The organism is Methanobrevibacter boviskoreani JH1 (assembly GCF_000320505.1).
GTDB lineage: Archaea > Methanobacteriota > Methanobacteria > Methanobacteriales > Methanobacteriaceae > Methanarmilla > Methanarmilla boviskoreani.
This window is the reverse complement of sequence record NZ_BAGX02000010.1, coordinates 44,182-57,679: the sequence shown is the minus strand read 5'-3', so window position 1 is coordinate 57,679 and position 13,498 is coordinate 44,182. Positions and strand designations below refer to the sequence as shown.

Genomic DNA, 13,498 nt, shown 5'->3' with positions numbered 1-13,498 from the left:
TTTTATGATTAATTATATAAAATGAATTATAAAAAATTATATTCGTAACATATAATACTTATATCCAAATTATATTAAAGCAATTAATATATAATTATATAATATTATATAAATATGTTTCGATAACATACGAACAAATTTTTAGAGATTATAAAATGATTAACATTGCAACAATACCTGGTGATGGAATAGGTAAGGAAGTGTTGAAGGCCGGATTATATGTACTTGACTATTTTGATTTGAACTTCGAGTATACACCTGCACCTGCAGGTAGGGAATGCTTCAACAAAACAGGAGAGACGATTCCTGAGGAGACAATCAAGATAGCCAAGAATGCTGATGCAACATTGTTCGGAGCCATCACATCAACCCCAGGTGAAAAGAGTCCGATAGTAACCTTAAGAAAAGAACTAGATACATATGGAAATATTAGGCCAATAAAATCCTTTAAAGGTGTGGATTGCATATATGATGATTTAGACTTTGTGATTGTACGTGAAAATACCGAGGGATTATATTCACAGTCCGAGGAAATCATCGAAGAGGACGAGTATGTAATCGCAAACAAGATCATTACAAAAAAAGCGTCAGAAAGGATTTGTAAACTTGCATTTAATCTTGCCGTTAAGGAAGGAAGAAAAAGCGTGGTGGCATCCCATAAAGCGAATGTTTTAAGAAAAACCGACGGTCTGTTTAGGGACACCTTCTATGAAGTGGCAGAGGATTATCCGAATATAGAGACCAACGATTACTACGTGGATGCAACGAGCATGTTTCTTGTAACACAGCCACAGAACTTTGATGTGATCGTTGCGGGAAACCTTTATGGGGACATACTATCAGACGAGTCTGCAGGTCTTGTAGGTGGTCTTGGTCTTGCACCAAGCGGAAATATAGGAGACAAGCATGGCCTGTTTGAACCGGTACATGGTTCAGCACCGGACATTGCAGGTAAAGACATATCAAACCCGATAGCCATGCTGCTTTCAACAAGCATGATGTTGGACTACCTTAGCTTTGACTATGAGGCGGACCTACTTAAAAGGGCATGTGAGGAAGTCTTAAGAAAGGGTAATGTGCTAACACCTGATTTAGGCGGTACCGCCAAAACATATGAAATGGCGGATGCTGTTGTATGTAACATACGTGAACTAGAAAAATCAGATTAATTTTCCCTTAAATTTGAAGATTTGAAGTTAATTATAAATCCCGTTATATAGTTTTTCTTAGAATTTGAAAATCTGAAGTTAATTATAAATCCTATCATATAGTTATAATAATTATATATTGATTTTAAATTTATTCAATTTTAGAAATGACTTAATACAGTTTCAAACCTATTGAAACTTAAGTAAATTTAAATTAATCTAAAAGAAATTAAACATATCAATTAAAAAAANAAAAAAAAAATAAGGAGGGTTTTATATACTAAATGTAACTACTTTTTTTAGATGCAAATAGTAAAAGATTATCTAAGGATGTCTTTTATTCACCAGAACGTAACACAAGATATTCATCTAGTGAAATATTATCAATCATATCTGAGTTTGGAAGAATATTAAAAAGCAAGGGAATTGAAAAGGGGGATAGAGTTTTAATATACCTAAACAATAGTCCGGAATATTTATTCTCAATACTTGGACTATGGAGAATTGGAGCTATTGCAATACCTACCAATAGAATATTAACCAAGGATGAACTTCAATACATGATTAACAACTCTGAGGCCAAACTTATTATAAGTGATGATGAAGCAAAAGAGACCATTGAAAAATTAAACATCGATTCATTTATTCCACATCCTGAAGAGACCGAATCATATAGGGAAGCCGATCTTTTACCTGCCGAGACAACCGACTGGGATGATGTGTGTCAACTTCAATATACCTCAGGTACAACAGGTAAACCTAAGGGAACAATGTTGACACATGGTAACTGGTTTGCTGCCATCCATAATGAATGTGACGTGCTTCAATTAAGACAGAATGATGTGGCATTAATCATCTATCCAATGGCACATGTAGGTCTTTCATGGGCAATATCCGCACTCAGCAGTGGTGCGCTATACATCATGATGAGCCAATACAATATTGAAGATTACAGATACCTATGTGAAGAGGAAAGGGTAACGGTACTTGGTGGAATGCCACCAATCATACATACCCTTACAACACATCCAGAATATGTAAAACAGTTCAACTCAGTCCGTGAGATCATATCCGGTGGGGGACCACTCCATAAGAAGATATGGAAACAATTCCAGCACCTTTACGGAATACCTGTAATCAACTCATATGGTTTAAGTGAAACCATTGTAATCGGAACAGGAACAGTCATCAGACCTGAGGATTACTGGAGCGCAGACAGATATGAGAGTGTAGGCCATCCGGTATGTTTCTCCGAGGTGAAGATAGTGGACCCGAACGATGCAAGCAAAGAATTGCCTCTATATGAAAATGGTGAGATTGCATTGAGGGGACCGGCTGTGGCTAAAGGTTATTGGAACATGGAAAAGGAAACCAGGGAAACGTTCCTTGAGGACGGATGGTTCTTAACTGGGGATATCGGATATATAGACCAGGACAATCGTCTATTTATTACAGACCGTAAGAAAGATATGATTGTAATGAGCGGATGGAAGATTTATCCAACCGAGGTAGAGGAAATCTTGATTAAACATCCGGCAGTCGAAGACCTTGCTGTTTTCTCAATTGACGATTGTCATAAGGGCGAGCTTCCTGTTGTGGCAGTCATATGGAAGGACGATATCCTGACAGAGGACAATGAAGAGGAGTTAAAAGCAGACCTTGACAAGTATGCACGTGAACGCCTTGCAAGATACAAGGTTCCACATAAGATATTTACAACAAACAAGCTTCCAAGGGTAAACAATTGGAAACTACTTAGAAGGGAATTAAAGGAAGAATATAACATCTATGCAGACATGGATTAATTCTTCCCCACTTTTTTTATTTTTACTAGTTTTAATATTAACCTCATTTGAAAAATAATTTTTTTATAGATAGCTATTTTTATTAACAATTTCAAGATTATGATTTCTAAACTAGATTCATATTAACCTTATTTGAGAAATCATTTCCTACAAAAAACATGCAGTTTAATAACTTGATGTATATCATATAGTACAAAATCACTAATTTTATACTATCAATTTTTTTAATTGATTTTAAGCATGATAAGAATAGGTGAAAATACCACATTATGTTTTAATCATAAAAATTACTATAAAAATTAGATAATTTTCATATCACATCAACAGGTTGTAAAAATTATATCTAAAACAAAAATATTATAGATAAAAAAAAATAGTTAAAACAAAAAAGTAAAAAAAAAATTCATCAATTAATACTCCAACATAAAATAAAACATCACAGACTTTATGTTATGTAAATTTTCCTAATAAATTTATTATAAAAATAGTTATTATAAAATGTTTTAATTAAATTATAATAAAAAGATAAAAAATAAAGATATCTATTTTGTAACCATAGTTCCGATACCCTCTTTTGTAAAGATTTCAAGAAGGATTGTATGAGGAACCCTACCATCAAGAATGTGGGCTGATTTTACCCCACCCTTAACCGCGTCCACACAGGTTTCGATTTTAGGAATCATACCACCTGATATGATACCATCTTCAATTAACTGTGGGACCTCATCCACACGGATTCTTTGGATTAAAGTTGAAGGGTCATCAGGATCCCTTAAAACACCTGGAACATCGGTTAAGATAATGAGTTTTTCGGCTTTGACACTTTGTCCGATTTCACCTGCCGCGGTATCCGCATTAATGTTTAAGGTTGAACCATTATCAGCCATTCCGATAGGTGCAATTACAGGTATATAATCGTTTTCAGTGAACATGTCAAGGATACCATGGTTTACGGATACAACCTCACCTACCAAACCTAAATCAACCTTCTGAGATTCACCAGTATCTGAATCAGTGAATACTTGAAGAGGTCTTTTTTTAGCCCTAATAAGTTCACTGTCCTTACCAGAAATACCTATACCCTTTCCACCATGTAGATTAATCTGAGATACAATATTGGTACTGATCTTACCAACAAGAACCATCTTAATAATTTCCATGGTTTCCTCATCGGTTACACGAAGACCATTTACAAAATTAGCTTCCTTACCAAGTTTCTCCATAGACCTTGAAATCTCAGGCCCTCCACCATGAACTACTATAGGTTCCATACCTACGTATTTAAGTAAAACGGTGTCTCTTGCTGTTGAGGCCATAGCTTCTTTATTTACCATAGCATGACCTCCGTATTTAATTAATATCTTTTTACCGTAAAATTTTTTAATATATGGTAATGCTTCCACCAAAATATTTACATCTGTCATATAATCACTAATAATAAACTAATAAAATAGTTATAATCATAATAGATTTCTAAAATAAATAGATCAATATAAAACATATATTAATGTAAACTTTATTTTTTAATGCATATAAACATTAAGATATTTGAAAAATTTAGGAATAATTTATAAAATAAATTAAAAGAATAAGTTAAATTAAAATACAATAATAAATTAAAAGATAATCCAAAATAAAAATTAGTAATAAATCTTAAAATAGGATAAAATAACATTATTAATATTAAAAATGATATATATTAACACATCAAATCAATTTTGAAAAATTACAAACAGAAAACGAAAAATTATTAAAAAAAGGGAATGAATATGAACATGAAAGAAAATTATATTCAAATATTAAAATTGATGAATGTTAAAGTAGAAGAAAAAACTTTAAGAAATAATGCTAACAAGAATACAATATTATTTCCTTTTAATTCCAGAAAAGAATATAGGGCAAGATTTAATAATGAATTTTATTCTATACTTGGAGAATTCTCACGGATATTATTAAATAAAAAATTAGATAATACTCTTAGCATACCTTCCACATTAAATCAAATTAAATCCAACAAGGATAATTATTTTGATATTGAGGAGGGTAGTGAAGAATATTTAGAAAAATTGATTAAAGAATATCTTTTTAATAGAAAGGGAGAACTAAAAATATCAAACCCTTACTTATTTTTATATTTGCCTTTATCAAATGACAAACATTCCAATGGAGAAAAAGAAATTGCATTATTTTTAAGGGATGTATTTTTTAGAGACAATGATAACCTAAAAGAATTTTTTAAAACAAAAGAAAGTGATAATCTAATTATTAAACTAATTTTAAATAATATCCCTAAATTATATGAAAACGAAACACCCTACAAATACAATTGTTATTTGGATAATATTAAAAATGTTTTCAATGAAGATATTAATTTTATTACAAATTATAAGGAATATTTTATTGAAAATATAAATAAAATATTTGCATATTATTATTTCTTTTATATAAGTCAATTAATTTTAAAAATAAATAGGGGTTTTGATGATAATAAAGAAATTGATAACCTTTACTATTTATTAGATTGGGAAAGTGCAAGTAAAAATAGAAAAACAATCAATAAAGGATATAAATTTTTAAAAGATAAAACTAGCTCATTATATGCTCAATTAAGTTTAATTGATCAAATAAATACATTACTTGGTACATCAGGATTACTTGAAAAAGATTTATTGAATCAGTTTAACCAATTAAGCAACGAAAATCAAAATGAGGTAATTAAATACTTAAAAAAATGGATTAGTTTATACAAATTATATAGTAAATTTGATGATGAGAAAAACTCACAGGAGGAATATCTTGAGGAACTACCTAACAACTTTAAAGATTTAGTTAATGAACTATATAAATCCCTTAACAATAAAAAACATGGCATTGATGCTGCACAAAAATCAAGATATGCACAGAATCTAGAAGATATGGCTAAAAAATTCTTTCTCAAACGTAGAGGATCTTATGGTTATATTTTAAATCTTAACCGTGATATACTTTTAATAATGACTGCACTATGTGTTAAAGACAAAAAAATAAGACTTAATCAATTATTTGAAGAGTATGAAAAAAGAGGACTTTTCTTTGACAGATATTCTAAAGAGGAAATTATCAAATTATTAACTAAATTAAATCTAATTGATAAAAAAAGTGATAGCGGTGATGCACAATATGTTAAACCAATATTATAAAATTATCATATTATTTTTTTAACAAATAATAAAAAAATAGAAATGAATTAAAGAGGTATAGTTACCTCTAAATCATCACCAACAAATTTATAATTATTCAAATATTTTCTAGAATTATTATCAATTCTCATTCTAAATATTAAATTTAAATGTCCAACTACTTTTCTTCCATCAATTGTAAAATAGCATATATCTTCATAATTATTTTTAGGAACAAAATACTGAGAAATTTCCCTTGGAACTACAAAAGTTCCATTATTTTTTACTTGTTCTGTAAATGTAGTTTTAAAACTAATACGATTTTTAGGTTCTACTTTCTTTTCAATTTTATCATTTAAGAACAGCCTAATTTTAGTTTTATCCTCATTTCTCAGATGTTTCTCTTTCAAATAATTTTCAATTTCTTCGTCTTTATGATAAAATATACGTACTAAAGATGAGATTTTAACTTTGAACATCTTACCGTCAATATAAACAAATTTTTCTTCAAGATCACTTTTTGGAATTATTTTCTCTATATCTCCCCTTTTAATAGCCCATCCATGATTTTTATAGGATAAACCCGTTTTTACATTGAATTCAATATAATCTTCAAAATCGGCCTCATCAAATGTTTGTTCAGAATCATTTAAAATTGAATCATCAAATCTCTTTAAACTTTGAACCTCATTACCAGATGAAGATAAAGGCACAACCTTTCCTTTCTGATCATCAAAGTTTTGATTTGAAACTTTATTATTCTTTTCAATGTTTATTAAAACATCACCATCATAATCTGAAATATCTGTTCTAGTTTCTAAACGCCTGGGTTCATCACCAATAATCTCATCAACATTTACAATCACAGGTTCTGAAGATTTCAATTCATCATTTGAATTTAAGAATTCACCTTGAACAACACATTGACCTTTAGTAAGTTTAGTTAATTTCTTTTCCCAATCCTTCTTCCTATTATTATCTTTAGTTAAAATACCTGCAATTTTTGTAATAGAGTTATCCGTTGGATGAAAGTATATTTTCTCATCAACATTTTCTAATGCATCTAACTCCTCAGATTTAAAACTTTGAACTGATTGTGTTGCAAATATTCCGGACCATCCAAATTTCCTACCTTCCTTAAGTATTTTGGAAGAAGGTGAATCCTTTCCAAAGTCTAAATTTTGAGCTTCATCCAAAACAATTGCAAATGGATTTTTTTCATCACCATTAATTGTTTTATAATGCCATAAATCCCAAAGTATTAACTCGGTTATAACATTTTGAATATCAGAAGATAGACCTGTTAATTGAATAATTAAAATTTTTCCATCTTTTTTATCTAAAATGCTAGACCAATCAAAATCATCCGAGATAAATGGATTTATGTCTAATAATTCAGTTAACTTATTTAAAACGGAGCCTGCCACAGATGAGTCTTCATTCATCAATTCATCTTTAAGGTCTTCAAAGTCCATTTTATATCCATGCTTTTTAATACCCCTAATTACAGCATTATAAATTGTGTTTAATTGTTGATCTCCAAAGTTATATACAGAACCAACAAGGTTTTTAAATCTACTTGCCACCTTGATTTCATCTTCCAGCATAAATTCTCCTTCATCGATCTCAATTTTATAGCTTTTAAATGGATTTAATGAGAATTTATCCCTAACCACTGTACGAACATCCAAATTATTACCTACTGATTTTTTGAATTCCTCCTCCAATTTAGATTTTTTAAATCCATCAGTATAATCAATGATTATTGAAGGTATGTTCTGCTTGGATAATTCTTTAAGGACCCTTTGAATGAAATAAGTTTTTCCTTGACCAGATTTACCTTGAATTAACATGTGCCTATTAGGTAATTTGGAATTTCCATATTCCCAATATACTTTGTGGTCATAACCATCCTGTGTTCCAATCAATACCCTTACATTTTCAAGAGAGTCTTTTTGCATTGGAGGTTCAGGGGGACCTGGGGGATTTATTGGACCTTTAGGACCTTTATGAGTTTTAGGATGTTTTTCACCACCCCCATTACCATCATCACCAATAGGACCATCTGGTTTTTTCGGAATATCAAATTTACCTAAATCATTATCATTAAATAGCAAATCAGATGCCTCGATATCAGTTGAATTAGATTGTATTTTTTTTCTCATATCTTCAATCGTATCAACTAAACCAAGATATGCGTTTTCCATAGGCAATTCAATTATTTGAAGCCCATCTTCTTTAGCTATTGAAGCATTAAAGCAGTCCCTTTTAAATGAAACTAATGTACCCTTTCCAATTTTATCTTCTAAAATATAAGAAATAATGTAATCATCATTTAACAATTTAGATTTAAATTCTTCTATTCTACTGAAATCCTTTTCATCCCAAATATGATTAATATTTAATTTTTCAGCGTTTGAAATAAATATTTGTATAAAGAAGTTCCTAAAGAATTTGTTTTTAAATTCACTACCTTCATTATCAAATTGTTTTAGTTGATTTTTAAGAAGGTTATAAGTCTCATTTAATTGATTTTTACCTTTATTAATGGTTTGAAAGTCATTTCTTCCAGCTTTAACTTCTATAGGATAATATAAAATTTCAATAGTTCCGTCATCATTTGTCTTTAAACCAATTAAAAGTAAATCATCACTATAACTTCCCTTTTCAATATCTGATGAGAAAATTCCCTCATTTTTGCTTAATTTTACATTTCCCGCGATTCTCAAGATTTCCTCCATTGAAATTGGAATCCAAATAATATCTTTATGGTCATAAATAGCTAAAGAATATTTAATAGCAGATACAAGACTTAATTTCTCCATATCATAGTTTCCACTTTTACTTGAGATTAATCTAAGTAACCATTCACCATTTATACAGTTAAACATTTTAATGATTGAGATAATCTCATCTTTACTAATTTCAATATCTTCCTTATTTCTTAAGAAATCATTAATAATGTCTTCATATTGAACTGATTTATTTGTAACTGTAATTGTATCATATCTACTTGAAGAACTATATTGGTCACTGTAATGAATAATTATTAGATCATTATCTGTTTTATTAAAGTATTCAATTCCAAATGCAGGTTCTATAAAAGTTACCCAATGAGATTTATCGTATAATTGTTCAATATTATCTTCTTCTAATTCAACAGTTGTAATAATAGTTTTATTCTTAGAATAAGTATTTTTACCATAGTTTCTGCTATTTTCAACTAATTCATTCATGTTAATAGAAGTTTTAACTAATTGATTTTCTTTATCTAAAATATTTTTAGTACCGAAACCATTTCTATAATCCTTATGTTTTGTAGTTGAGGTAACTGAAGACAGTAATCCGTTTAATGACAATCCAGTTTCAATATCATCCATATTATCATTAGCTATTATACTGGCAGATTTTCCTTTATAAAATGAAATATGAGCATATTCATAATTTTCAACATCAAGAGGATGTTTAAAGTATTTTATATTATTCTGAACTAAATGTAAAATGTCAATTTCATCTAATGTTTTTGAGGACAATTTTAAGCCAAATTCCTCATCGAATTCCTCTTTGGTTCTACATCTGGAAAAGGTGTCAAAACTACTCTTATGGGAATCACTATAAATATGAACTTCTACAGGAATTACATCTTTAGTTTTTAATTTATCAGGTAATCTGGATCTTACAAAACTAAATACACCTTTAACTACTTCTTTATCATCATTAATATTAATCACATTAATTTTTAAAGCAGCCTTTGGATTGAATTCGAATAAATAATTAAAGTGTTTAATAAATTGATCTAGTTTCTCGGATACAACATTTTTAATAAAAATATTAGTAGTACCAATAGATACTTCTTTACTCTTTTTATAAATTACCCATTCATGAGCTGATTCCTGATAAATTGGCTTATACAAAGTTTTTCCATCATCAGAACATACATATGGAATTAAATTATTTGGAACTAAACGTTTAACCATATTGTTTTCTAACTTCTCATCACCACTCTGTTTTTTAATTTCAAGCTGATATGCGATATTTATTGGAGAGAAACTAGAATACATTATTTTATCTTTAGTATCAATACGACCTAACTTAAGTAAGTCTTTTTTAGTGTCATCATCATTTAAAAAGGAATTACTTTCAATAGATTCAATTTCTTCATTAAAAACATTGATAAAATTTTCATAAAGTTTTTCCAAATCATTATTCAAATAAATCAAACTTGGAAGATTATCTTCAGGTGAATCATCATAAGTTTTAAAATAATTTAAAATATCTTGATATGCATTTGTTAATCTTTCACTATATTGAACATCAACCTTAGATAATTTATTGTCTACATTTAAAGTTCCATAAAATACATTGTTATCGATTATTTCCCTTTCTAAATCTAAATATTTTTTAAACTCATCTTTTAAATAGAAACTATTAACCCCCAATATTGCTTTAGTTCCATTATATACAAAATCACCTTTATATTCTCTTTTAATTTCCCAAATACGAGATGAATCAACGGGATGAGTTTTTTCTTTCTTTTCAGTTATTTTAAAAGTAATATCATTATCATTATAATGTAAATCAAAGTTTAAATCACCTTCATTCCATGCAGGAGACTCCTCTGAAATGATTATACTCTCATTATCATAAAGATAAATTATTTCATTTTTATCCTCAATAGATTTTTCAGTTCTATTATTTGAAGAACCGAAGATTATTTCATAATCATCATCACTATTTTCAACATTAATATAATTTTTATCTGCTTTAACAGTGTATTTTGATTTAATTGAATCAAAAACTTCAGGATAAGCATTTAAAACAACAATATTAAAAATGAAATTAGACCTATTTTCATTATTATGTTTATATGTAATTTTTTTATATGTTGGCTCATCTAAAGAAACATCAAATTTAACATTTAATTTCTTTCCAGATGTTTTACAATATTTTAATGATTTTTTTCCAATAAAACCTTTTTTAAGCATCTGATCAAATTGGAATGTTAAAGAAACTTCCTTCTCTTTTCTTGTATTGAATACAATTATATGTCTTTTTCTTCTACCTGCAGCAGTATTATATTCTGGTTTTTCCCAATATTTTAAAGAATTATCGGTCAATTTTTTATTGCTTTCTTCATAGTTAAGGGGTTTATTTCCTGCTTTAAATTTCTCTCTGAAATTTTTAACATTTTTATAAGATTCATTTTCCCAATCATCTTTTTTTAATTTATTTACACCAGAATCAGTATATCTTTTTTCAAGTTCCTTATCTAAATCCTCATATAAATGAGCATTCTTTATAAATTCAAATTCAGCATGATTTTCTTTTAATCTCTGCTTCATTGTAGGTATTGTATGGTCTTTAAGATTTTCATCTTTAAATAATTCTAATTCTTTAAAATCCTCATCATCAATATGTCCTTTTTCTATAATACCCAATATATTTTCAAAATCCCATAAAGTAGGTTTTGCAGATGTTTCTTCATTAACATTATTTAATACAAATTTAGCTACCTCTTTTTCTGCTTTTGTAAGTTTTTTTGATTTATTAATTTCAGTTTCTAAATTTCTTGAAATAAAATTAATACTTAAAGGCATCCCTTCTTTCTTTAAGTTTCTCATACCATTATAAATACTATCCAAAGGCTCTGAACATATAATTAATAAAGCAGTATTTTCCCATTCTCCTTCCTGATTTGTTACTTGATTTCTTAAAGTAACTAAATAATCTGGCTTTACATTAGTGCTTTTGGCAAGAACTAAATTTACACCATCAATTAATAATGAAAATGACTTAAATTCATTCTTTGCATTTTTATGAATATAATTAAATGAATTGTAAATTCCCTCATCAATTCCTTTCTGTTTAAAACTATAATATAAATTATCCACTTGTTCAGCTTCATCTAATTCAATGAAAAACCTATCTCCTTTTTTTATGTTTTCTTTGTTAAAGTAATTTAATATTTTACTAGAAAGATAATTATAAAATTGGTTTGACATATTGAGCATCTCCACTATCACTTTTTTTATCTATTAAGTTTAATTGTGTAAGTAGTTTTATTATTTCTTCTTTAGATTGTATATCAAAATAAATTCCCCTTTTCTCGTATTCATCAAATAATTGGGTTAATCTAATCTTTTTATCTTTAACACATAATGCAGTCAGTACAATAAGAATTTCCCTATTCATATTTAATGTGTATCCATAGGAGCCTCTTCTTTTAATGAAATATTTTTTAGCAATATTTTTCAAATTAATTGCATATCTAGATTTAGGTTCCGGGTTGTTTCCATGTTCCTTATCATTAAGTGTAACGAATAATTCATTCATTAAATCCTTAAAATTATCAGATAAATCATAAAGATATTCTTCCTCTGAACTTTTTGTAAGATCAAAATCATTGTAATATTTATATACACAAATCCATTTTTTTAAATATTTTAAGAATTCCCTTTGTTCCGTATAATTCAATTTTTCATAATAAATTAACATGTCCTTTTCAAGCAAGTCATGAGTACCTAATAATGTATTCATTTGATCAATTAAACTTACTTTAGTAAATAAGGAAGCAGTTTTATCAGTTAAAAAACGATATCCTTTCTTAACCGCTTTACGATTTTTACTTGCACTTTCCCAATCCAGTAAATAATAAAGTTCATCAATTTCTTTATTGTCATTGAAGCCTCTATTAATTTTTAACACCAGTTGACTTATATAAAAAAAGTAGTAGTATGCAAAAACCTTATCAATATTTTTTATAAAATATTGTTCATATTTACAAAGGTAATCAATATCATCATTAAAAAGTTCAGAAATACTATCAATCATACAATCATATTTAAAATCAGTTTTATTATCTGTTAACTCAGGAATATTCTTTAAAACCAATTTTATAAGTAAATTATTAGTTTCTTTATTATTAAAAAAATTGATTAAGTTTTTATTATCCCTAAAGAATACATCCCTTAAAAATAATGCAATTGATTTTTCACCTTTTGATTTTTTATTATTAGATAAAGGCAAATATAAAAATAAATAAGGATTTATAATTTTTAACTCATCCTTTTCATTAAATAAATATTCCTTAACCAATTTCTCCAGATAATCCTCACTTTCAGTCTCAATATCAAAATTTTCATTATTTTTTGATTCAGCAATGATATCCTTTATATTTAGTGAATCATCTAGTTTTTTATTAAGGAGTATACGAGAAAATTCCCCTAAAACAGAGTAAAATCCATTTTCAAATGTAGCAGTATCTTCAGTCCTAGATTTAAATGGAAATAAAGGAGTATTTTTATCAATATTATTTTTTAATGATTTTTTTTCTGGATTAACATTCATCTGTTTTAAAAGATTATTATAATTCTTTTCAAAGTTCATA

At 28.0% G+C, this 13,498-nt stretch carries 6 protein-coding genes; 3 read left to right on the top strand and 3 right to left on the bottom strand.

The features are described 5' to 3' along the window. The first annotated feature begins 155 nt into the window (after window positions 1–155). Together aksF and ON24_RS01965 are read left to right on the top strand one after the other, a co-directional pair. The gene (gene aksF, locus ON24_RS01970) at window positions 156–1,169 is read left to right on the top strand and encodes a homoisocitrate dehydrogenase (protein WP_040681756.1); all 1,014 of its coding nucleotides are present in this window, start codon (window positions 156–158) and stop codon (window positions 1,167–1,169) included. 356 nt (window positions 1,170–1,525) lie between these two features. Continuing rightward, window positions 1,526–2,953, top strand: coding sequence for a class I adenylate-forming enzyme family protein (locus ON24_RS01965; protein ID WP_338093120.1), 1,428 nt, complete (start codon window positions 1,526–1,528; stop codon window positions 2,951–2,953). Between the two features lie 542 nt (window positions 2,954–3,495). Here ON24_RS01965 and argB read toward each other — a convergent pair. Next, complete coding sequence (gene argB, locus ON24_RS01960; protein WP_016358591.1) at window positions 3,496–4,377, bottom strand: acetylglutamate kinase; 882 nt, start codon at window positions 4,375–4,377, stop codon at window positions 3,496–3,498. 345 nt (window positions 4,378–4,722) lie between these two features. Between argB and dptG (ON24_RS01955) the strand changes: the two genes are divergently transcribed. Beyond that, window positions 4,723–6,132 carry a DNA phosphorothioation-dependent restriction protein DptG gene (dptG, locus tag ON24_RS01955; RefSeq protein ID WP_040681755.1) on the top strand — a complete coding sequence of 470 codons (1,410 nt, stop codon included), beginning with the start codon at window positions 4,723–4,725 and terminating at the stop codon, window positions 6,130–6,132. Between the two features lie 47 nt (window positions 6,133–6,179). Here the strand turns inward: dptG (ON24_RS01955) and dptH are convergent, their stop codons facing one another. Both dptH and dptG (ON24_RS01945) read right to left on the bottom strand, forming a co-directional pair. Further along, complete coding sequence (dptH, locus tag ON24_RS01950; RefSeq protein WP_050553523.1) at window positions 6,180–12,113, bottom strand: DNA phosphorothioation-dependent restriction protein DptH; 5,934 nt, start codon at window positions 12,111–12,113, stop codon at window positions 6,180–6,182. Further along, complete coding sequence (gene dptG / locus ON24_RS01945; RefSeq protein ID WP_040681754.1) at window positions 12,094–13,497, bottom strand: DNA phosphorothioation-dependent restriction protein DptG; 1,404 nt, start codon at window positions 13,495–13,497, stop codon at window positions 12,094–12,096. The genes dptH and dptG (ON24_RS01945) overlap by 20 nt, the downstream gene beginning before the upstream one ends. Window position 13,498: the final 1 nt, after the last annotated feature.

Coding starts and splice junctions, on each gene's coding strand:
- aksF (WP_040681756.1), top strand. CDS start 156: ATGATTAACATTGCAACAATACCTGGTGATGGAATAGGTAAGGAAGTG.
- argB (WP_016358591.1), bottom strand. CDS start 4,377: ATGACAGATGTAAATATTTTGGTGGAAGCATTACCATATATTAAAAAA.
- dptG (WP_040681755.1), top strand. CDS start 4,723: ATGAACATGAAAGAAAATTATATTCAAATATTAAAATTGATGAATGTT.
- dptH (WP_050553523.1), bottom strand. CDS start 12,113: ATGTCAAACCAATTTTATAATTATCTTTCTAGTAAAATATTAAATTAC.
- dptG (WP_040681754.1), bottom strand. CDS start 13,497: ATGAACTTTGAAAAGAATTATAATAATCTTTTAAAACAGATGAATGTT.